The sequence below is a fragment of the Thalassovita autumnalis genome, from assembly GCF_001458255.1.
Taxonomy (GTDB): Bacteria; Pseudomonadota; Alphaproteobacteria; order Rhodobacterales; family Rhodobacteraceae; genus Thalassobius; species Thalassobius autumnalis.
In genome coordinates this window covers 76,637-97,800 of record NZ_CYSB01000037.1, presented here as the reverse complement: position 1 = coordinate 97,800, position 21,164 = coordinate 76,637, and the positions used below count along the sequence as shown (strand labels likewise).

At 58.9% G+C, this 21,164-nt stretch carries 18 protein-coding genes and 2 pseudogenes; 7 read left to right on the top strand and 13 right to left on the bottom strand.

All coding sequences use genetic code 11. The features are described from left to right. Positions 1–48 precede the first annotated feature (48 nt). The 6 genes and pseudogenes from TL5118_RS14750 to TL5118_RS14720 all read right to left on the bottom strand — a co-directional run. Positions 49–690: pseudogene (locus TL5118_RS14750) on the bottom strand (ArdC family protein); the annotation flags it as partial. A gap of 40 nt (positions 691–730) precedes the next feature. Beyond that, positions 731–1,216 (bottom strand): hypothetical protein, encoded by a 486-nt coding sequence (locus TL5118_RS14745; RefSeq protein WP_065324508.1) that lies wholly within the window; start codon positions 1,214–1,216, stop codon positions 731–733. Between the two features lie 1,205 nt (positions 1,217–2,421). Then, a complete protein-coding gene (repC, locus tag TL5118_RS14735) occupies positions 2,422–3,633 on the bottom strand; it encodes a plasmid replication protein RepC (protein WP_058243482.1) in 1,212 nt (403 codons plus the stop codon). A gap of 213 nt (positions 3,634–3,846) precedes the next feature. After that, entirely contained in the window at positions 3,847–4,776 is a 930-nt protein-coding gene (repB, locus tag TL5118_RS14730; protein WP_058243483.1) for a plasmid partitioning protein RepB, read from the bottom strand. Then, entirely contained in the window at positions 4,760–5,953 is a 1,194-nt protein-coding gene (gene repA, locus TL5118_RS14725; RefSeq protein ID WP_058243484.1) for a plasmid partitioning protein RepA, read from the bottom strand. The genes repB and repA overlap by 17 nt, the downstream gene beginning before the upstream one ends. 134 nt (positions 5,954–6,087) lie before the next feature. After that, positions 6,088–6,969: a recombinase family protein gene (locus TL5118_RS14720; RefSeq protein ID WP_058243485.1), complete on the bottom strand. Its 882-nt coding sequence runs from the start codon at positions 6,967–6,969 to the stop codon at positions 6,088–6,090. Between the two features lie 226 nt (positions 6,970–7,195). Between TL5118_RS14720 and TL5118_RS14715 the strand changes: the two genes are divergently transcribed. Together TL5118_RS14715 and TL5118_RS14710 are read left to right on the top strand one after the other, a co-directional pair. After that, on the top strand, positions 7,196–8,263 hold the full coding sequence (locus TL5118_RS14715) for a hypothetical protein (RefSeq protein ID WP_050686115.1): 1,068 nt from the start codon (positions 7,196–7,198) through the stop codon (positions 8,261–8,263). Between the two features lie 202 nt (positions 8,264–8,465). Continuing rightward, positions 8,466–9,131, top strand: coding sequence for a L,D-transpeptidase (locus TL5118_RS14710; protein ID WP_043872284.1), 666 nt, complete (start codon positions 8,466–8,468; stop codon positions 9,129–9,131). Positions 9,132–9,170: 39 nt separating this feature from the next. Here the strand turns inward: TL5118_RS14710 and TL5118_RS21640 are convergent, their stop codons facing one another. Then, positions 9,171–9,440, bottom strand: a complete 270-nt coding sequence (locus TL5118_RS21640; RefSeq protein ID WP_050686128.1) for a hypothetical protein — start codon at positions 9,438–9,440, stop codon at positions 9,171–9,173. 169 nt (positions 9,441–9,609) lie between these two features. On the opposite strand from TL5118_RS21640, the gene TL5118_RS14705 reads away from it, so the two are divergent. The 5 genes and pseudogenes from TL5118_RS14705 to TL5118_RS14685 all read left to right on the top strand — a co-directional run bounded on the left by TL5118_RS14705 (position 9,610) and on the right by TL5118_RS14685 (position 15,750). Next, the gene (locus TL5118_RS14705; protein WP_234994810.1) at positions 9,610–12,006 is read left to right on the top strand and encodes a heavy metal translocating P-type ATPase; all 2,397 of its coding nucleotides are present in this window, start codon (positions 9,610–9,612) and stop codon (positions 12,004–12,006) included. Positions 12,007–12,105: 99 nt separating this feature from the next. After that, positions 12,106–12,312 (top strand): annotated as a pseudogene (locus TL5118_RS14700) (L,D-transpeptidase family protein); the annotation flags it as partial. 132 nt (positions 12,313–12,444) lie between these two features. After that, complete coding sequence (locus TL5118_RS14695) at positions 12,445–14,079, top strand: TnsB C-terminal domain-containing protein (RefSeq protein WP_082626271.1); 1,635 nt, start codon at positions 12,445–12,447, stop codon at positions 14,077–14,079. 1 nt (position 14,080) lies between these two features. Then, positions 14,081–14,962 carry a TniB family NTP-binding protein gene (locus TL5118_RS14690; RefSeq protein ID WP_058243486.1) on the top strand — a complete coding sequence of 294 codons (882 nt, stop codon included), beginning with the start codon at positions 14,081–14,083 and terminating at the stop codon, positions 14,960–14,962. After that, the gene (locus TL5118_RS14685; RefSeq protein ID WP_058243487.1) at positions 14,959–15,750 is read left to right on the top strand and encodes a TniQ family protein; all 792 of its coding nucleotides are present in this window, start codon (positions 14,959–14,961) and stop codon (positions 15,748–15,750) included. The genes TL5118_RS14690 and TL5118_RS14685 overlap by 4 nt, the downstream gene beginning before the upstream one ends. Here TL5118_RS14685 and TL5118_RS14680 read toward each other — a convergent pair. The 6 genes from TL5118_RS14680 to TL5118_RS14655 all read right to left on the bottom strand — a co-directional run bounded on the left by TL5118_RS14680 (position 15,747) and on the right by TL5118_RS14655 (position 21,156). Further along, positions 15,747–16,112: a cytochrome c oxidase assembly protein gene (locus TL5118_RS14680; protein ID WP_278044380.1), complete on the bottom strand. Its 366-nt coding sequence runs from the start codon at positions 16,110–16,112 to the stop codon at positions 15,747–15,749. The genes TL5118_RS14685 and TL5118_RS14680 overlap by 4 nt on opposite strands. 86 nt (positions 16,113–16,198) lie before the next feature. Then, complete coding sequence (locus TL5118_RS14675) at positions 16,199–18,136, bottom strand: penicillin acylase family protein (RefSeq protein ID WP_058243488.1); 1,938 nt, start codon at positions 18,134–18,136, stop codon at positions 16,199–16,201. Positions 18,137–18,160: 24 nt separating this feature from the next. After that, entirely contained in the window at positions 18,161–18,328 is a 168-nt protein-coding gene (locus TL5118_RS21095; protein ID WP_008282832.1) for a hypothetical protein, read from the bottom strand. Further along, complete coding sequence (lnt, locus tag TL5118_RS14665; protein ID WP_050775788.1) at positions 18,328–19,899, bottom strand: apolipoprotein N-acyltransferase; 1,572 nt, start codon at positions 19,897–19,899, stop codon at positions 18,328–18,330. Before lnt ends, TL5118_RS21095 begins: the two co-directional genes overlap by 1 nt. After that, positions 19,896–20,390, bottom strand: coding sequence for a signal peptidase II (gene lspA, locus TL5118_RS14660; protein ID WP_008282830.1), 495 nt, complete (start codon positions 20,388–20,390; stop codon positions 19,896–19,898). The genes lnt and lspA overlap by 4 nt, the downstream gene beginning before the upstream one ends. Beyond that, positions 20,371–21,156 (bottom strand): ZIP family metal transporter, encoded by a 786-nt coding sequence (locus TL5118_RS14655; RefSeq protein WP_008282829.1) that lies wholly within the window; start codon positions 21,154–21,156, stop codon positions 20,371–20,373. The genes lspA and TL5118_RS14655 overlap by 20 nt, the downstream gene beginning before the upstream one ends. Between the last annotated feature and the right edge of the window lie 8 nt (positions 21,157–21,164).

Sequence of the window (21,164 nt, the reverse complement as noted above, 5' to 3'; positions counted from 1 at the left end):
AACAACAGGTTATGAGGAACGGCGCGGCATAATCCGAACCTCGGCATTATGGGCCAGCTCATGGGCCCAGGCCCCGTAGAAATTGCGCGGGTCGTGGAACCGCGTGATGGACGGCATGTAAACCTTGTCCACGGGGGGCAAATAGTACGCCTCCGTGCCCGTAAAGACGGTCGTGATGTCGATGGCATCGAAAAACGCCTGCATATGCGGGATGGGCTTGGACGGCGGATGTTCAGGCACAGGCTCCGGGTCAGGGTAGAAATTGTCGGGCAAGCCCTCGATCTGGCAGGCATTGAACACGCGATAGGATTTCTGGAAGCGAAAGATGCGGGCTTCCTCGGAGTGATCATCCCCGTCGCTGCGACCGTCCTCATCGGCGGCGTTCGTCCGGCTTTGTCCGTAGTAGACGACGACAGACGACTTCTCGCCCTTGCGAACCTTTGCGTCCAAGGCATTGGCCTGCGGCAACGTCATCCAGAAGGGCGAGCTATGGCCCGCCATCATAGTTCGCATCGTCAGCAGGAAGTTGTTCACGCCCTGGTAGGGTTCACCGCCCACGCGTAGGGGGCGAGAGCTGCCACCTGCGGTCCAGGGCTTGCGCCAGGGCAGGACACCGCGCTCGATGATACGGATGATTTCGTTGGTGATGACCTCGGAGGCATCGAATTTGGGCGTGCGGGATCGGGCCATGGCTGGCCTCCTTTCGAGTTTTGGTGAGAGTAAGTGGTGATCAGGCTGACTGATGGGACCGCGGATCGTTGAGGATCCTCGCGCCAAGCCCTTCGACCATGTCGATGTAGGTGGTCAGCGAGACGGACTTGCCGGAACCCGAAGGTTCAGGGTCAACCGATCCGTCCCGCGTCACCCGCGGCAGGTTCGCGAAAGCGATAACATCGGTGACGGGTCGGATATCGATGAACGGGGTCCCTCGGGCGACCGCAAGAGCGGCCAGGGGGAAGCGCTCGATAGGCGCGAGAGTCGACACGGCGGTCCACCCGAGATGGAGGAATGTCCCACCCTCCCCGCAGATCACATGCGCGTTTGGCAATGACGCCGCCTGCCTGAGATAGCCGAGATCGCGGAGAACGGCTGTCCGCTCGAGCTGCCGTGCCAGCTCCGTCTCGCCGGTTCGGCGCAGCTCTCTATGCCGCCACCAAGAGGCAGCGGTCGCGCGCAGCACGCGCAAGACACCTGTTTGCATGGGAATGCCCTTCATTAGGAAAGACAGACCGGAATCCGGTCCGGACCCATTTGAAGGACCCCAAAGGCCCTCATCCGTCAGTCACAAAACCCGAAGGACACTTTTACTTTTCGTTGACCAAACCCGTGAAACACCCAACCGCCACCGAACTGTAATGGTACGAAGGGACCACAACTTCCACAGGGCCCATCGGCTAGACCTGTGGCGGTTTCTTCTTCACGAGATAGCCCAAACCGCTCATTCGGCCCGCAACTGCCAACTTCTTCGCAAAGCGTGCTGATGCTTTGGCTTCCCACCAATGCAGCGGATCGGCACCCTGGAAAGGGAAACCATGTCGATGATGGCTTTTGTGGGCATGATTTCTCATCGCGAACACTAAAAAACATAATAACCTATTGTTATTAAATCATTTTCATTCGTCGAATGGATCAGATTATTCCGCAGCCAACATCAAAGCACTCTTTTGAAGAGTTTGGGTGTCATGAAATCAAGAGATTGAGTTGCACCCGCTGTTCTGCGATTTCCTTGTCGTCCACTACGACTAACTCAGCGGAACGCGGGACCGCGGGCAACCAACTGTTGCGCTTGAGAAGCCGCTGGCCTCGCTCAGCATGTCGCCATTATTGAAGTGCCTGAGAAGTTTCGCGGTCCCCTTCCCCGCGCGCGGGAATTCGAGGATCGAGCCCTTGGTCAAACGGTTTTGGCAACCATCGATCGTCTGCTCCTTGTGCGCTACGGCCCGTAGCCACGATATCATGCAACAGACATCCACAACCTACCTCTCAGGCATTAGCAGCGATGAAGGCCAAGGGAATATCCGAGGCCAGGACCCAAATCGCCGTCAGCAGGCGCCGGATAGCGTAGAGCCAATTGTTGAGGGTATTCATCATCAGATCTCAGACATCGAAAAGGGCAGGGGCCGCGGAGGCGCGCAACTGCTAGGTTGGCTGCAGCGCAACGCGCTGTATGTTCTTCGCTAGCCGCCTTTGCGCTACTGGCAGCGATGGTCACCAGCTGAGGTTTTACCATGATGATCGGGATGCCCTCGTCATCAGATCTTCGCCGCGACGAAGGCGAAAGCCACTTTCACGATCTCAAATACCGCCACACCTCAACCCCCCTAACTTTTCTCTCTCGAACACCGTTTGTGTGCCGAGAGCCTACTTAACAGCTGTTAAACTATTCCATGCCAGCCGCACGCGATTGGAGTTTAACAGCTGTTAAGCCGCGTTCCGCCGGCCAATCAATGCCATGACCATTGGGCCACAAGAAAACTCGCCTGCCGCAGCTTTGGCAGTCAGAGCTCGCAAGTATCCACCAGGTGATCTTATGTCGGCGAAGCGTTCCAGCATGGCAGCAACGACGATCGACGCTTGCTCCGGACCCATGAACCGCTGTGCTTCTTCCCATGCAGACGCACTGATGCCCATGGCTGGGCGCACATGGCACGCCGCATCGAAAAGCTGATGCCAATGCCGGACCTCACCTTGGTAGAAGGTCTTGAGCGAGGGACATGCCGCGATCACTAGGTGGAGTGGGATCTTTGGCAGGTGTCTTGTGTCCTGTTCATCAACGTCAGCCACCGGCTCATTCGTATCCACATCTGGCACGCCCGCCGCCGCCCCGCTTTTTTCTAAAGCAGGTTCAAGATCTATAGATTCTTTGTTTGAATTATGATGGTGACGCTCAGAATGAGCATCATTGGTGTTCATTTCCTCTGTTTCAGGGCCATCAATGATGTTGCGTGCCTGATCGAGAAGAGCTCCAAGGTCGGCTCGATAGGCCGCGAGGTCCTCAATTGAAAGCTTGCGGCGAAGCGCGCGGGCTGTGAGTGCGGCCTTGTCGCGGAGCTGATCCCAGAGGCCTAGGCCTGGCTGTATCTCGTCTCCGAACTCGGCGAGGGCCGCGAGATCGCGTCGCATGAGGCTCACGACCTCTCTCAGGCGCCTGACTCGCTCCTCAGCCTCACGTACGGCCTCTGCGGCCCGTGCTATCTCCTCGGACTGACAGTAGAGCGGGGAAAGATCGAAGCCAAAGACAACGCGGTCTTCGCCGTGCTTGCGGACATAGCGCTTCCCATTGGGGCTATCACGCCGCTGGAGCAAGCCAGCCTCGACAAGACGCGCGAGGTGACGACGCATCGTGGAGCAGGGCATACCATTCAGGCGCTCACAGATCGCCTTGTTCGAGGGGAAGACGACCATCTCGGCGTTCCCGCCAAGCGCATCGTCCGGAAAGAAGCTGAGAAGCCCCTGCAAAACCGTCAGATCACGTTCCGAGACCCCAAAGGCCGCTTGCGCCTTGGAGAGCTCGCGCAGGAGTTCCCACTTGTTAACGGGTCTGGCTGGAACAGATGCCTCGGGTCGCTCAATGACGCGCAAATGGGCGTGCGAAATCGGCCGCATAAACGGCGAGATTGGTGTGTACTCCATGAAAATGTCCACGAAGACAAAAATTCTAGGGCCCGCGAATCGCTTTGCGCTTGCGGGGTAGGGGCCAGAACGCTACAGTCAGAAGTGCGAAAACTGAGATTTTGTAGCGGGCTGATCCCGGTGCGAAACCTTACAAAGGTCTCGTGAAGCTAGCTTCTCGGGGCCTTTTTCTTTTTGCCTGTATCGTGCCTCCTTCTTGTTGGTTGCTCTTCCTCAGTCTCCTGAACGCTTCCAGCGCTCATGAAGCTCGGTAATCAGCTTTGGGGCGTTGCCCTCCAACCAGCTGATAAAATCAGGTTCATCCGTAGTTAGATCAAGTTTGAGCTGCTTGCCTTGGCGGCCGGTCTTGACCGTCGCAGCTCCAACACCGGGGATCGCCAAAGCAGGCACACCCTTTCTAGACGGGCTTGCTTTCTTCTCTGCGCTCTTCGCAGCTGCCAGAACTGCGAGAAACGCACGCTCAGAAACCTCATCGACCGAGCCGGAACTTTCGGACTTGGCTGCATGAGCTATGGCTAGCAGCTGGTCCCGATCACCGTCGTAGGCACCCAAAGCCTTTTTGAGCTCTTCCCATCTCGGGCGACCAATCCCAGGAGCTGCACCAATTGCCTGGATGAGATCCTCGCCGACCGTCCGAACGACGCTCAAGAGCTGTGAAACCCCAGCTTCGTGGAGGTTAAGGACTTCGGCGACACCTCGATTGGTGCGCTCAGCCCCTTCCAGATGATCACCGTCCAAAAGCGCTGTCGCAACAAGCGCACGTTCAATAAAGCTCAGATCACGACGCTCTTGGTTCTCGAGAAGCTGATCACGAAGCGCTTGATCACCCTCAACCTCTGTGACGATGGCTCGAACTTTGATACCGAGTTCGCGACATGCTTCCAAGCGTCTACGGCCGTAGATCAGGTTGTAGCGATCGCCTTCCAGTGGGCGGACCAAGACAGGCACACGCTGACCGTTCTTGGAAATAGAGTTCTTCAGGCCCTCAACTTCGATCTGAAGCCTGTCATCCAAGCGGCCTTCGGTCACAATCTGCGCCGGATCGATCTCAAATACACCGCCACGCAGTCGGCGCCCTTCAAGAGCGTCAGGAGCGTTGCGAAGGGTCTGCAGCGGCAGGCCAAGTTTAGGCTTTCTTGCCATTCCGCCCCCATGTGTTCTGGATGATTTCAGCGATCTCATCGTTCACTGCGTTCATAGATTCGATCGCACGATCAAACGTCTGACGCGTGAAGTCCTTCTTGTCAGCTTCGTAGAGCGTTTGCTTGGTCAAGCCGGCATCAGAAATCGCGGTCGACTCAACCATGTGGTTGGTCAGGACCGACCTCCCAAATAGCCCTCGAATGAAAGCGATGACTTCGGTTTGTGGTGCGTCGCCGACTTTGTATCGCGTTGGCAAAAAGCGCAGCCAATCGAACCGCAGGTTGGCGCCTGCATCGCGGATCACGCCCAACAGGTCGGCCGTCATCCGCAGGAACTGCGACATGGACATGAGGTCGAGCATCTGCGGGTGGACCGTAACCAGGACCCCTGAGGACGCGGATAGGGCAGACATGGTCAGGAAGCCAAGCTGCGGCGGACAGTCGATCACAACAACGTCGTAGTTCGCTTCAACACTATCGAGTGCGTCGTGAACTCTCGCGAAGAACGCCTTCGCTCCGCCTCGCTGGATTGCAGCAGGCGTCTCGTGCTCGAACTCCATGAGTTCAAGGTTGCCCGGGATAAGATCAAGGCCGCGGATGTAGGTCTTGCGGATCACTTCGGCGATCGGAACCGGATCGTCATAGCGAACGGCATCATAGAGGGTTCCGCCCTCCATGAGGTCGAGTTCTGGCTGGATTCCGTGAAGAGCCGAAAGAGATGCTTGGGGGTCGAGGTCGATTGCAAGAACCCTGTACCCCTTGAGCGCCAAGCGCTGAGCGAGGTGAGCAGACGTCGTCGTTTTGCCGGACCCGCCCTTGAAGTTCACCACTGAAATGACTTGAAGCTCGTCACTGTCGCGACGACCAGGCACGTAAGTTCCAGACTTTTTTGCGTTTCCTTCAAGCGTCTGCCGGATTTCCCAGATATCGTCGAGCGTATAGCGACGATGACTTCCAGCCGTCGTCTCGACGTCAACGATCTTTCCTTCTCGATGAAGCTTCCGAAGATAGGTATGGTCGACGCCAAGGAGCTCAGCAGCTTCGCCGCTGGTCAAAGTGCGCATCACCTTCTTTGCATCTGGTGGGAAGTGTGCAGCGCGCTGAGCATGCAGGTTCGACGCGAGAAGTTCCGCGTAGTGCCCGATGGCGATATCTAGATCCTGTTCTGCTTCGCTCATGTCTGCCCCGATCCGTGGGCGCGTTTTTTATGTGACCGCGCGTTATTTTTCGAGACTATTGCCCGAGCAGCCAGATTCGTGCAAGCACTTTCTAGATTTAGTGGCAATCCGTTAGGCCAACACAAGTGTCGTGTTCAGAGGAGCCCCAACTTTTCCGCACGCTCAAGCAGCATTTTGACCGAAGACGGCTGCCAGCTAGTGCGCCCTCGAGGGGTGCGCTCACGCAGCGATTCCAGCCGGTCGCATATCGCCTGCAGTGTTATTTCGGGGTCTGAGCCTTTGATGGCAGCCACGATAGCCGGCAGGCGGTCATCGGTTTCGCGGCGTCCGGCGCGGCCAAGCACTGCATCTGGTAGAAAGCCGTCGCGGACATAGGCTTTCACAGCACGGAGTAGGCGGCTTTGGGTCCAGTGCCTGTCGTGGGGCAGGGGGCCATTAATGATTCGCAATACATCTTCCCAGGCCATATCCGGCCGCAGGCGTCGCACGTGGGGCACCCAATCCTGCGCGGTTTCGTTCAGGCGCTCCATGTAGCCGTCCTGTCGTGCCAGCCGCACCTTGCGCAGCGCAGCGGGATCCTTGGCGCGTAGCCCAGGATTGCCACCAACGCGGCCCTTGGCGCGGGCAGAGGCAAGCCCGGCCTTTGTGCGCTCACGTATCAGCGCGCGCTCGAACTCGGCCGCGGCGCCCAGAACCTGCAATGTGAACTTGCCCTGCGGGGAAGCGGTGTCGATCGGGTCCTGCAGCGAGCGGAAGAAAGCTCCCTTGGCCTCCAGACGCTCGATCACCTCCAGCAAGTGCGACAGAGACCGCGCAAGCCGGTCGATCCGCACAACGACCAGCGTATCACCGCTCCGGACGCGTTCGAGAACGCGCGCCAGCACCGGTCGCGCGCGATTGCCGCCTGAGGCGTGCTCTTCATGGATTTCGACACATCCCGCAGTTTGCAGAGCCTCAGACTGGGGCAGGGGGGTCTGATCCTCAGTGGAAACGCGGGCGTAGCCGATCAGGGGCATGAAAACGGGCCATTTGCAATTTACAGTATCGCTACTAAACGACCGTTTGTAAACGAAAGCAAGTAAGTGCTCGCTCGTCGTGCTCGTCCAAAAACCCTTGGTTTCCTTGCGCTGAGCGCGATCAGAGAGCCCTCGCCGACCATCGCCCGCGCGTGCTATCTAAGAAGCGTGGGTCCACTCTGACAAAACCCTTGGGTAAAATGCAAAAATCCAGTATTTTGCACATATGAAGCCTCAAGCGCCTGCCTTTCATGATGAATCGGACGCTCTCTTTCTCGATGCTGAGGGGGTGGAACAGTCGTCCGAGGACGATCTTTGGTTCTTGCCCGGTCCCATGGAAGAGGAGCCGGATTATCTGCCGCCCGGACCACGGGCCGAACCGCGCGAAACCGAAGTCCTTGATGAATGGCGGAAAGCAGAGGCGGGTCTCGCCGCGCGTCTTGCCAGTGTAGCTGGTCGCGTCGGCGCGCTGGACGACCGCCTGAAGCGCGGCCCCGAAGGATGGCGACACAGGCTTGCCCTGATCGAGGCAGCTGACCTCAGCTGGTTTGTGGGTGATCGTATCGTCCCGGATCGCCTTGCTCTTTGGATATCCATGCGCCTGTCAGGCGTTCAGGAGGACACCGCAGCACTCGCGCGTGTCGGATGGGCAGTTCGCCGTTTGAGCGGCGGGCCGGGGCCCGAGGTGGACCTTTCCGCCTTTCTCGACCGCCGCGACCCCGAGAACCTTGGTGATGATGCCGAACCTTTCATGAATCGTGCGAGCGGCTGGCTGGATCTGATGGCGCGAGCTGTCGATCTGCATCCGATCAGCCGCGCCTGCATGGGTTTCCACCTCTGGAACCTCGCTGGTCTTGGACAGCACGGAGACGGGATGGAGGCGGCAGTCACAGCCGCAAGGATTGCGGCCGGTGAGGGAAGGGGGGCAGTCTTTGCACCTCTGGCCATGGGCGGATCAGGGGGGCTGCGCGCTGGCGGCCCACCCGCTGACCGTCTGGCGCGTTGGCTCGATGGGATGATGACAGCATCCTTGAGCGCGATGCGGCACCTAGACGACATAGAGGCATGGGCTATGCGCGCAGACGCCGAAATGGCACCGCTCTCGGGCAAGACGCCACCTGCTCTCCGCGCCTTACTGACCGAGTGGCCACTCGTCTCTGCACCGATGACCGAAATCTTGACTGGCGCCAGCCGCGCCGCCGTCCAGCGCAACCTTGGCTGGTTGGAAGCGCGGGGTCTGATCCGTGAGGTGACCGGGCAGGGGCGCTATCGGATGTGGCGTGCAACGATATAGTAGAGAAGCCTTTTTGGATTTAGCCCTTTGCTGACCCAGTTGGCGCGTGAACGTCTAGCATTGAAATCGCTATTCAACCCTCTGCTTCTCGCGGTTAAGTGAAAATTTAACCCTTGAACCTCTAGTTGCTAGACGTTTTAGCGTGGAGCAAATCGATCTGACAGATCCGACACCGAAATAGAAACTGCGCGGAGCACGATACATGCTGACAAGACGACACTTCATCCAGACGACTACCGCATTGTTCTCGGCGTCTATCTCGAGTCCGCTCCTCGCTGACACCTGGCCCACTGAAGCGGAAAAGGCTGCTTGGGATGCACAGGTTACACCGCCGGGCTATAATCCAGCCACATCAAACCCGTGGGGCCTGCATCCGCGCTTTCTGCCGCAGCGGGTTGTAGCTAAAGATGGTCTTGTGGCCGGTGACATCCATGTCGATGCTGTTGCGCGCTATCTTTACCATATCGAGGAAGGCGGAACGGCGATGCGCTATGGCGTAGCGATTGCTCGTGGCAAACTTTATGAGCCGGGTGTCTACACGATTAAGCGCAAGGTCAGGTGGCCGCATTGGCAGCCAACACAGAACATGATTGACCGCGACCCGGAGCTCTACGCCGATATCGCTGACGGTATGGAACCCGGACCTGAGAACGCGCTCGGGTCACGGGCGCTTTATCTCTTTGTCGGGGACCGAGACACCTATCTGCGCATCCATGGTACACCACAGCCGCGAAGCATCGGCGGCCGAGCAAGTTCCGGTTGCGTCCGGATGGTCATGGCGCACATAAACGATCTGTATCCGAATGTGGAGATTGGCTCGATGGCGTTCCTATATTCGGCCGAGGACAGCGTGACTCCGCAGAGTTGACCCAAGCCGCGCCGTCAATCCGACGCTTGGACGCGTCAATCAGGATTGGCGCGCGACGCAGATGGGATTGCCGCCTGCCGATCGCAACGGGACCAAGGTCGTTTCCACAGGCCCACTATGCGCATACCAATAGCAATTATCTTCGGGACGTAGCCGTGCCGTGTTGAGATCCTGGTCGGGTGCAGCGAGGGCTGCGACAGATTCTGGAATATTCCCGACCCTGAATGGATCGTTGTCTTCCTTCGGAGGTACCGCACAGCCAGCCAGGGCCAATGTTGCAACCATGATCACCGCATATTTTTGAAGCATATCTATCTCACTTTTTGGCAGGTCAGCCGCGTCCACAGACTTGGCAACGCGTTTCAAGGTTCCGCAGATCGGTGTCCTTACTTGACCAAGTTTCTGTTTTAGCTCTTGAAGCTCTAGTTACTGTAGGGGCTATCTCAATGTGGAATGAACGAATCCCGAGGTCAATCCCATGTCTTCCAATGGCCACCGCCACGACCACAAGCACAGCTCTGACTGCAGTCACGATCATGTTGATGATCACAAACATGCGAGCGTAGCTCGCTACTCTCATGGAGATGGTGCTGCGTGCTGCGGTGCTGGAGCCAACACGGGACCGGCAGAATCCATCCCGTCGAATGGGCGAAGTTTTCAAGTTTCCGGTCTGGATTGTGCCGAAGAGGTGGCAATCCTGAATAGGGTGGTCGGTCCAAAAGTCGGCGGGACTGAGCATCTGGCGTTCGATGTCATCAATGGGCGGATGACAATTCTGGATACCGCAGTCGGGATTTCGGACAACGAGATTTCGCAACTGGTCGCGAGTACCGGCATGAGCGCAAAACCGTGGGACGCCGACAACGCAGCAGAGAATCAGGCCGCGCATCTGGCACGTCAAAAGCGGTTTACCGCGCTCAGCGGCGGCTTCTGGGTGGCAGGTTTTCTCTACCACATCGTCGAAACCGGCATGGGTGGTGCGCTCGGGCTATTCGCAGGGCACGGAGAAATGCCGATGCCACTCGCGGAAGCAGGGTTATTCGCGGTGGCAATTCTCTTCGGGGTCTGGCTGGTCGCGCCCAAGGCTTGGTCTTCCGCGCGACGGTTTTCCCCTGACATGAACTTGTTGATGGTGGTCGCAGTGGCGGGTGCCATCGGGCTGGGCGAATTCTTCGAGGCCGCGACGGTTGCGTTTTTCTTCTCACTTTCGCTTTACCTTGAGAGCTGGAGTGTGGGGCGGGCCCGCAACGCGGTATCGGCCTTGCTGGATCTGGCGCCGCCGACAGCTCGGGTGATCCGATCAGATGGCAGCGAAACCGATGTGCCTGCGGCAGAGGTCGCCGTGAACGATCGCTTCATTGTGCGCGGCGGCGACCGCATCCCCCTCGACGGTGAAGTGGTGGAGGGGGCGGGAGCCGTCGATCAGGCTCCCATTACCGGAGAAAGCGCGCTCGTGCCAAAGGAGCCGGGCGATGAGGTCTATGCCGGCACGATCAACGGCGAAGGCACACTGACGGTACGAGCGACCAAGGCAGCTTCCGACACAGTGTTGGCCAAGATCATCCGTCTGGTCGGTGATGCCCATGCCCGCCGCGCGCCGGTCGAGCAATGGGTGGCGAAATTCGCGCGCATTTATACACCCATCGTGATGGCGGTGGCGATCACCATCGCGGTGGTGCCGCCACTCTTGCTCGGCGGCGCCTGGGACTATTGGTTCTACAATGCGCTGGTCCTTCTTGTCATCGCATGTCCTTGCGCACTGGTCATTTCTACGCCGGTGTCCATTGTAGCAGCGCTGGCCGCTTCGGCGCGAGCAGGGGTGCTCATCAAGGGCGGCGCTTATGTCGAAGCGCCAGGGCGCACCACAGCGCTGGCGATGGACAAGACGGGAACGATCACCATGGGCGAGCCTGAGGTGGCGGCGGTTCACCCGCTGGGTGAAGCCTCCGCTCGCGAAATCATCACGCTGGCAGCCAGTCTGGAGGCGCGGTCCTCGCACCCGCTGGCACGCGCCATCCTCGCGCGCGCAGAAAGCGATGGTGTTTCCGTGTCTGCCGCAGAGGACACGCGGACCGTGCCTGGGCGCGGGCTCGAAGGACGCGCCGACCGGCGCGCGATCTGGCTCGGATCAGATCGGTTTGCCCAAGAGAAAGGTTTCAGCAATGCCATTCCGGCGGATCTTCGGGACCGGATCGAAGGGGCAGGCAGCACCCTGGTTGCCGTGGGTGACGAGACCGGCGTGACCGGCGTGCTGGAGCTTCGTGACCGCATTCGCCCCGATGCAAAGGGTATCGTTGCGCGTCTGCACGCGCAGGGTGTGAAGACAATCGTGATGTTGACGGGCGACAACGAACGCACCGCACGTGCGGTGGCGGCCGAGGTCGGCATTGACGAGGTGCGCGCCGAACTCTTGCCAGAAGACAAGGTGAAGGCCATCGAGGAACTGGTGGAATGCCACGATATGGTGGCGATGATCGGCGACGGCGTGAACGACGCGCCCGCAATGGCGCGCGCGCATTATGCCATTGCCATGGGGGCTGTCGGATCGGATGCGGCGATCGAAACGGCAGATATTGCACTGATGACCGACGATCTGGCTCGAGTGCCGTGGCTGATTACTCACTCTCGGCGGACAATGACGATTATCCACCAGAATATCGGTATATCGCTGGCAACAAAGGCGCTGTTCGTCGGGCTGACCGCGTTCGGGATGGCCTCGATGTGGGGCGCCATCGCTGCGGATGTAGGCGTTTCCCTGTTGGTGGTCGCCAATGCGCTGCGGCTTTTGAACGGCCATCGGATCAAGGACGGGCCTTCGGGCGGTGAACCGGTGGGCGAGCAGATGGCGAAGGGAGCACTGGCGCACGGTCATTGATCCGACGTCTTCGGTAGAGTAACCTCTGGCACCAACAGACCTCGCAAAAAGGGGCGTCGAGCAGTGACAAACACCAGATTTCCACGGCGCGCCTTTTTGATGGGCGGATTGGCCTCCTTCCTGTCAGGTTGTGCCAGCAAGTTCCGGTCTTACAACGGACCCGAAGTGACCCGGCTACGCATGTATAAGGCACAGCGGTTTCTGGTTCTGGACGGGGTGGATGACGTCTTGCGGACCTATCCCATCGGATTAGGCTTCGCGCCCGAAGGTCACAAGCAGTTCGAGGGGGACGTGTCGCGTAGCCCATAATTGTGAGATGAGAAATCCAACGAAATCAACGGCTGAGCTTTGCCCTTAAATTTGAAATTTTGCCTTTAATTCCGATATTTTTGTCCTTAAAGCCGAGACAGGGTTCACAGACATGCGCGGCAATTTTCGATGGATGATGATGGCGAAGACTCCGTTGCAGTTGGTGCTGAAGAGTCGCGCAGGGCCGCCGTGCTGCGTCCGCTTGTTCAGGCATATCTCAATGGGACCGGCAGTCTGGAAAGTGGCATCAATGACGCCGTTTGGGAGCTTGGTGTCAGCAGGGCGACGGTCTGGCGTTGGATAAAGCGGCTGGCTGAAGAGGGTGGGCGCACCAGCGCGCTGGCTCCGCGAAAACGGGGCCGTCCGACCGGTACGACCTTGATATCCGGCAAGGTTGAAGCGGTGCTCGAAGAGCACCTTCGACGGTATTACTTGCGCCGGGAGCGTTCGAGCCTCTCGCGCGCCGTGACAGAAATCCGCAGCGCGTGCTGGCAACAGGGCTTGCAGCCGCCGACACGGCGGACGGTTCAGCGTCGTCTGGATGCAATGGATGCCCGCGAAGTTGCGAAGGCACGAGAAGGCGCAAAGGCGGCCCGCCAGAAATTTGCGCCGGTCACAGGTGAGAACAAGGCCAGTCAGCCTTTGGAGATTGTGCAAATTGATCATACGCCCGCGGACATCATTCTTGTCGACAGCTTTGAGCGCCAACCAATAGGCCGACCGTGGGTCACGCTGGCGATCGACATCGCAACGCGGATGGTAACTGGATACTACACCTCTCTGGAGGCCCCTTCGCGTCTGTCAGTGGCGCTTTGCCTGACACAAGCGGTTGCCCCCAAGGCGGAACTTCAGGCGGAATTAGCGTGCAATACTCCTTGGCCCGCACAAGGCAAACCGGAGAGCATCCATGTCGACAATGGCCGCGATTTCCGGTCGCGGGCCTTTCGGTCGGCATGTGCGGAATGGGGGATCGATCTGATCTATCGGCCGCCGGGAAGTCCTCACTTCGGGGGTCACATCGAGCGGTTGATCGGGACGATGATGGGGGCCGTGCACCTGTTGCCGGGAACAACGCAATCCTCGGTCGCGGCCAAGGGCGACTATGACGCCGAAGGCCAGGCCACGATGACCCTGAGCGAATTCGATCATTGGTTTGCTCTCGAAATCTGCCGTTACAACAACAGTATTCATTCAAGCCTTGGCTGTACGCCCGTTGCCAAATGGGAAGCGCTCTCAGAGCAAATGACGGGCGACATCCCCTTCGAGATGGAAGCCTTTCAGGTGAGCTTCCTGCCCAGCGAACTGCGCAAAGTCAGGCGTGACGGCATCCATCTGTTCCAGATACGGTACTGGTCTGATGCCCTTGCAGGCCACATTGGGCGCGGCGATGGAAAGGTGGTTGTTCGCTACGATCCTCGCGATATTTCAATGATCTGGGTTGAACTGGAAGATGGCCGATATGTTGAGGCGCGGTACAGAAACCTTGAAATTCCGCCTGTGTCCCTCTGGGAATATCGCGAAGCCATGAGGAAGGCCCGTGCCCTTGGCAAGTCCGGGTCCAATGAGCTGGTATTGGCTGAGCTGATCCGACAGCAACGCCAGATCGAGACTGAAAGCCGGGGCCTGACGAAGGCCGAACGCCGATCCCGTGAAAGAAAAGGGACATTGGAGGGCGCCAACTCGGCTGTCTCGACAACCGAAGGGCTGCGGCCGATCGACACGGGTGATACATCGCGCCCATTGTTCAAGGTGGAGAGATGGTGAATTGAGGGCAAGGACAACTGAGGAAGACGGTCGGATCGCCCTCATTCAATCGGATATCTGGATCGGCTTTCCGCGGGCCGAACAGGTGTTGGACCGCTTGCAGGGTCTGATCGAAGCGCCACGGCAAACCCGTATGCCTGGGCTTCTTGTGCATGGTGCCTCCGGGATCGGCAAGACGATGATCGCCCGAAACCTGTCGCGCAAATACGCACCAGAATACGATCCGGCGTCAGGCATCACCCGCACACCGCTGTTGCTGTTGCAAGCGCCGCCCGCACCAGACGAACGGCGGTTCTACCTGCACATCTTGGCCGCCGTCGGCGCCCCGGCGACGGCACTGAGCGCCCGCGCTCAAAATGTGGCTTCCCTCGAAGTCCGCGTCATCGCCCTTCTGCGCGACCTTGGCCTTCGGATGATCATGATCGACGAGGTTCACAACCTATTGGCCGGGACCCACCGCGAACAGCGCCGCTTTCTCAATGTTCTGCGGTATCTTAGCAATGAACTCGAGGTGTCGCTGGTCTGCCTCGGGGTCAGCGAGGCCGTTGATGCCATCCGTGGTGATATCCAGCTTGCCAGGCGGCTGGACGAACATCACCTGCCAAACTGGCGCGACGATGCCGAGTTCTCGGACATGATCCAGACACTCATCGCGGCAATGCCCCTCGAGAAGAAATCCAATCTGAAGGTCAAGTCACTCAAGCAGATACTTGCGCTGACCGGTGGGGTGACCTCGCGCATCTTCGCCCTGATCAAGGATCTTTCTATCGACGCCATTGTCACAGGTGATGAATGCATTACTGATGACGCGATCGCAAAATGGACGCCGGTTTGGTCGCGCCATGCGAACGCCTATCGGCGACTCGAGAAGTCCGGGGTGTGAAGCCGCACCCGCTGCCGAAAACTGTCGCGCCGCTGCCAGACGAGTTGTTGTCAGGTTGGTTATCTCGGCTGGCGGCGGCCAACTACTGCGATGACGCGGAACTGTTGGCTCATATCAAAATTGATACCGCGCATGGCATCGCCTTGGACTTCAACGTCGACGCGGCTGCGGCGGAGAAGATTGCCAACGCCGCACGAGTCGACCCAGATGTTGTGCGATCGTTGACCTTTCCGGCAATGACGCCACGAGAAGCCTCGCTGACGGCTCAGATGCCATTCCAGCATTGCGTGCAATGCTCCAGAGAGGGTCTTTCGCTCAGGCATTGGAGGCGGGCCTGGGCATTTGACTGCCAAGTTTGCGGGACGAGACTTGTGCAGACCCTTGGCAAACCCCGTGAGGAACAAATATCCGGAAAACTGATATTCCGAGCGCGCCGCGGGGCAGGGATGCTTGAGTGCGCCGCAGCATCGCGCGGCCCCAAGCAACTTCGGCGCGCAATGCGCGCAGTCACCTTTGCCATGTCACTCAAAACCTTCCGCGGGGATCCGTCGTTCGCTGTCCAGAACCCCAGATCGGAAGTTAGGCTGTTCTGCCTCGCCGCAATCGCCGCCGCTCGATCTCATCCCTTGGCTAAGGCAGCCATCGTCAGCAAAAGCATCGACGACTACGCAAGGGTTGCTCTCTTGCGCGCATTCGAGAAGGAGCCTCGATTGCTTGCCGCGGTTGATCACATCGCGCAAAGGCGCGCGAAAAGCGCCGGCCCCATGACAGCCTCATCTCACAATTAAGGGCAAAAATTGCCGCCAAACGCGTCCCGTCTCAGATTAAAGGGCAACGCGACAGTGGCGGTTACCGGATGTGCCAAGAACCGAAATGCAAAAGATTTTCCAAGAGCGTCGAGGTATCGACGCCACCGTCTGTTCAAACCGGCTTGCAATAATCGCCACGGCTGAGAGACCGCGAAGAGTAGTGGTCCTGCAAGGCGGAGGAGAAGGTGCTCCACTTGGTGCACCGAAAAGAGGCTATGCCCCAACGAAGCCAGAGGCGCATTTGTGGCCGCGAGAATGCAGGTCAAGCCAGCGAGGAACAGGGCTTGCCGCCACATAGACACCGTCCCGCGAATGCGAGCGGATCGCACGAGGCCGCGCATGTAGACCCATGCGGCCAAGCTGACGGAAACAAGGGACACTGGCGAAATCGCATACCCAAACGGGTCGAAAAGGAGGAAGTAAGTGATCATCGGCTCCTGTCATTTTGTATTGTCGGCGTATCGACGGATACCGGTGAAAGTCGGGATGTTCCCACAGCGCCACCCCGGGCCAAGGACAGATCAGTGGACATCGTGAGATATTTGCCCTGCATCCACATGAGAAAAAGGTTTTCATAGAAACGTGAGAGCGGGTGGCCGGACTGACCGGCTGGCGCGATGAAATAGGATCCGGCTTCTTCCGAAAACGACATGACCGCCTGAAAATTGGTGCCCGCGCTGGTCGCAAACGGGCGGTCATTGTCAGAAGTGAACAGTGTTGCAATCAGTGTGTCGGGATCGCCGGAAGATGGGGCTTCGAGAGACAGCAGATCGCTGATGATCCCGCTCGATCGGATTGGTGCCCACCCCATATTCAAAGCGTGTGCTTCGCCCCAGGCCCAGGCGGACGGATCGGGTCCGTAGCGGTCGACAAGCCAGCCGATGGCATCATCCAGGGCCGCACGAACCTGATCCTGGCAGGTCTCGATGCGGGTAGACGGGCGGATGTCGCACCAGATTGCGCTCCCTCCGCGATCTGAAAGCACCGCAAATAGGACATCGGGATTTGGCCTGGCCCAGACCTTCGTCGCGGATGGAAATTCATCCTGAAGTATTCGCTTTTGCAACGCGCGCGCCCAGGCCCAGAACACGAGCGGCTCCGGTGAAAAGCGATCCATGTCGCCATTCCATTGGGCAAGTTGATCCAGAATATCGCCGCGAAGCTCATCTGCGCGGTTCTCTTCGAGAGCACCTGTGGAACCCACGAACCAAAGCTCTTTTGCCATTATAGGAAGAAGCGCCCGCGCGGCAGCGCTGACCGTGTCGCGCTGCACCGTAATCGCGCCCTCGACCGAGAATATCGGCTGCCGCTCATCAAGAGCAGCCAGACGGGCGTCTCGAAACGATAAAGGAGTTTCGACCTCCCTGTCAGGCCAGCGAGCAAGGGTTTCTCGGTCGATCGCAAGAATCTCCAATCCGGCTGGTGACAGGTTCATGCATGCGTCCATAGCATCGTTCACATCGGCGGACCGCGCCAGACGGTCAAGCATCATCAGAAAATTGCTGGCCTGCGCGGCCGTGGGATTCTCTGGCTCTTTAACGGCTTTCTGGGACACAGATCGGAACGCCCAAGCGACGCGTTCGCTGCGACCGACGACAATGAAGGGCACACCCGGCAATGTAGCCCCAATCGCGGCTCCGGTCGGGAGTTGAATATCCGCCAGGTACCATTCAGAAGGCAGCGATAAGGGGCCACGTATATCGGCGGCGAGAATTGGTGCTCCGGTAGCTGTTCTGTCTCCAGGCAACGCCCAAGCATCGAGGCTGACCTTGGGCGAGGTCACAAACAGCTCGGGCAAAAGAGGTCGATCCGACGGGATCGGTAGATCTGACAAGCCGGACAGGTCATTCTGCCGTCTCTCGGGTTGAAGATCGTTCAGAAACGCTTGGGCAAGTCTGAGACTATCGACGGGTCTCCAGGCTGCGATCATTCTCTCATCCGCGATCAACAGATCGGGTGAGCCTCTGCCGCGCCCGCCTTCGGACACCAGGCCAAGCCACGCGTTGACACCTGCGGCATATGCGTCGAGCGCTTGGGCTGTCGAAGGCTCAACTTCGATCGTCCGGTCAAGTGGCATCAAGGCTTGCGCTGCCCGCCTTGCCCTCAATAACTGGCCAAGCCTGTCCTGAGCGTGAACGAAACCAAGCGCGAAATAGGCGTCCGGAGCGGAGTCTGCAGAAATGTGCGGTATGGCCGCAGCATCTCGCAGAATATCGACTGGACCTTCGATACCCGCAACACTGAAATCCTCGTCATAGTCGGGGACGGAGGCGCGCAAAAGAAAGTAGACGACACCGGATACGGTCAGTCCTAATGCAAAAACCGCCAGGAGCAAGTACAGTAATATGTTGAATAGTCGTTTCAATTCGTTGCCGGTGCCAAAGTAATCTCAAGACGTGATGCGCAAGAGGATCACCGAGGCGAAAAAAGCGAGCAGGCCGAAAGCAATACCGAAGCTTGTCGCGTATTGAAGTATATCCAGGCGGTTCCCTTTCCGCCGTTGCGCCAGATAGCCACCCCAGAGCGCCCCTCCGACAAAGCCTGCGAGCACCAGCATCACGATTCCTCCGATTTTGATTTTTCTGAATTGAAACGTCGTCTGACCAATCCGACGGTAAAGGCTAGAGCCCAGACCGCACAGATGAGCGCCAGCGATGTCCAATCACCGAAACGTGCGTAAGGTGTGGGCGCAAGCGCTGTCGGCAGGCTGGCATCTATGACTCCAGTTTGTCCGGTCTCGAGGCGCGCGATGATCTCTCCCTTGGCGTCGATGATCGCGGAAATCCCGGTGTTGGCCGCCCGGACTACAGGAAGCCCTTCTTCGACCGCGCGCATGCGCGCGGAGGCGAGGTGCTGCTCGGGTCCGATGCTGGTCCCGAACCAGGCATCATTTGTGGCGTTGAAAATCCAGTCGGGGCGAAAAAGGTCATCGACTACCTGGCCCGGAAAAATGATTTCGTAACAGATCGCCACCGCGACCAGAGGCGCACCCGGGATCGCCAGCGTGCGTGGCCCTGGTCCTGGCGTGAAATCACCCAAACCTTCGGTCAGCCGCTCGATCGGCAGCCAGCCTCTCAGGGGCACATATTCCCCGAACGGAACAAGATGATGTTTTGCATATCCCGTCAGAATTTCGCCGCTGCCGTCATAGGCTTGAACCGTGTTGAAATATCGGGTTCCCCCATCGCCCTCTACGCGGTCAGGCACGCCTGTCAAAAGGATCCTGCCGTCTGGCAGAACCGTGGATAGCCGCCTACGCGCCAAGGCGTCCTCGTCCAGAAAACCGGGAAAGGCCGTTTCCGGCCACAGCAACAGGTCGAAGCGTCCAGGTTGCGCCGACAAGCCCAAATATTTCTCCAGCGTTCGCTCGCGGCTGCCCGGTGCCCACTTCTCGACTTGCGGCACATTGCCTTGGACGATGCGCAAAGCGCTGTCCGTCGGAGGCACATTCGTCCCTAAACGCAGCGCGCCGCCACCCCAGAGGCCCATCACCACAACGGCGAAGAGCACGAGAACAGGCACGCGTCTGTTTGGTGCCGCCACAATCAACACACCGGGCAACAGCCCTATAAAGACCGTGAGAAAGCTCAGCCCATAGCTTCCTACCCAGGCGGCGGGTTGGCGCAGAGCGGCGTGTTCGACAAGGGCATAAGCGGCAAGGTTCCAGGGAAACCCTGTCAGGACATGACCACGCAGCCATTCTGCGGCAACCCAGCAGGTTGCAAGCAGAAGACCTGCCGTAGTGTCGCCGACAGCACGGCGCTGCATGATGGTGGCAAATAACATCGCCGCAATCGCCGGGAAAATGGCCAGTCCGGCGGACAGTCCCGCGACTGCCGGGATCGCAAGGGCACCGAAACGTTCGGAATCGACGTAAAAGCTCTCGGCGATCCAGGAAACTCCAAACCCGAACTGGCCCATTCCGAAGACCCAGCCGATGAAGAAGGCAGGCGCTGTCGAAACCTGCCGGAGGACGAGAAAGAGTGCTGAGAAGGCGACTGGAACAACGATGAGCCATGAGAATGGTGGAAGGGTTAAAACCGTTAAACCGCCCGCTGCAAAGCTAATCCCTGATCGCAGGGGAATGTAACGGCCACGACCCGTCAGTGGTCGCAAGCCCGCCATCATGTGCCTGTTTTCAACTTGGCGCTCAACCAAGGGGCTATGAGCAGTAGGCCCACGCCACTGACCACGAAAACATCCGCCATGTTGAAGGCGGGCCAATGCGTGGATCCGACATAGAAATCGAGGAAGTCCGTCACACTCCGAAACCGGATGCGGTCGAGGACGTTGCCGAGCGCGCCACCGATAATCGCACCATAGGCGATAGCCTCAACCGGGTTGGCAGTGCGCACCAACATGACGGTCAACCAGCCGCAGACAGCGAGGGCCAACGCCGTAAGGCTCCACCATGGCGCGCCACCAAGTAATCCGAATGTCACGCCATCGTTGCGCAGGTAGATGAGATTGAAACCGGGAAAGACCGGAATTCCGGCGCTCAAATCTGCCGCATTGGCGACGACAATTGCTTTTGTCACCTGATCGACAAGAAAAGCAGTTCCAGCCGCAATGAAACCTTGGAAATGGGTCAGTTTCATCTCATCCTCCCAGCCATACATCGAGGAACAACATGATCACGAGGCCGGCTGCGAGACCGAGTGTCGCCCTGTTTTGATGGCCTGAACGGTGGGTTTCGGGAATGATTTCGTGGCTGATGACGTAGAGCATCGCCCCGGCGGCGAAGGCGAGCCCCCATGGCAACAGCGGCTGCGAGATGCTGATGATCCCAGCCCCAAGAAGCCCGCCTACCGGCTCGACAAGACCTGTCAGGGCGGCAATCCCCCACGCACGGCGCCTGGAATAACCCTCACCAAGCAATGAGACCGCTACGGCGAGACCCTCGGGAGCGTTTTGCAGCCCGATGCCAATCGCAAGCGGCAAGCCACCAGACAGACCGTCAGCCCCAAACCCGACACCAACGGCGAGTCCTTCGGGGAAATTGTGGATCGTGATCGCAATGATGAAGAGCCAGACGCGGCGCAGCGAAGCAGCGTCTGGGCCTTCCCGCCCCGTCTTGAAATGCTCATGCGGCAGCCATTCGTTCATCAGAGCGACCGCGCCCATGCCAAGCAGGATCGCAACACAAACGATGGCCGCCGGGAGAGCACCGTTGTCGAACTGTCCTTCGGCTGCATCGAGAGCCGGGATGATCAGCGAGAAAAACGAGGCCGCGAGCATGACACCCGCTGCGAAGCCAAGTAGCAGATCGCGTGTAGCCCGGGATGGGATGCGCCCGAAAAGAACGGGGATCGCCCCGACCGCGGTCAGCGATCCGGCGGCCAGGCTTCCAAGAAAGCCAAGGGTAATTGGGGAGAAGGGTTCCAAGCGCTGAG

Bases quoted from the DNA above. Each gene is read 5' to 3' on its own strand.
- TL5118_RS14745 (WP_065324508.1), bottom strand. From the start codon at position 1,216: ATGAAGGGCATTCCCATGCAAACAGGTGTCTTGCGCGTGCTGCGCGCG.
- repC (WP_058243482.1), bottom strand. From the start codon at position 3,633: ATGGAGTACACACCAATCTCGCCGTTTATGCGGCCGATTTCGCACGCC.
- repB (WP_058243483.1), bottom strand. From the start codon at position 4,776: ATGGCAAGAAAGCCTAAACTTGGCCTGCCGCTGCAGACCCTTCGCAAC.
- repA (WP_058243484.1), bottom strand. From the start codon at position 5,953: ATGAGCGAAGCAGAACAGGATCTAGATATCGCCATCGGGCACTACGCG.
- TL5118_RS14720 (WP_058243485.1), bottom strand. From the start codon at position 6,969: ATGCCCCTGATCGGCTACGCCCGCGTTTCCACTGAGGATCAGACCCCC.
- TL5118_RS14715 (WP_050686115.1), top strand. From the start codon at position 7,196: ATGAAGCCTCAAGCGCCTGCCTTTCATGATGAATCGGACGCTCTCTTT.
- TL5118_RS14710 (WP_043872284.1), top strand. From the start codon at position 8,466: ATGCTGACAAGACGACACTTCATCCAGACGACTACCGCATTGTTCTCG.
- TL5118_RS21640 (WP_050686128.1), bottom strand. From the start codon at position 9,440: ATGCTTCAAAAATATGCGGTGATCATGGTTGCAACATTGGCCCTGGCT.
- TL5118_RS14705 (WP_234994810.1), top strand. From the start codon at position 9,610: ATGTCTTCCAATGGCCACCGCCACGACCACAAGCACAGCTCTGACTGC.
- TL5118_RS14695 (WP_082626271.1), top strand. From the start codon at position 12,445: ATGGATGATGATGGCGAAGACTCCGTTGCAGTTGGTGCTGAAGAGTCG.
- TL5118_RS14680 (WP_278044380.1), bottom strand. From the start codon at position 16,112: ATGCGCGGCCTCGTGCGATCCGCTCGCATTCGCGGGACGGTGTCTATG.
- TL5118_RS21095 (WP_008282832.1), bottom strand. From the start codon at position 18,328: ATGCTGGTGCTCGCAGGCTTTGTCGGAGGGGCGCTCTGGGGTGGCTAT.
- lnt (WP_050775788.1), bottom strand. From the start codon at position 19,899: ATGATGGCGGGCTTGCGACCACTGACGGGTCGTGGCCGTTACATTCCC.
- lspA (WP_008282830.1), bottom strand. From the start codon at position 20,390: ATGTATGGCTGGGAGGATGAGATGAAACTGACCCATTTCCAAGGTTTC.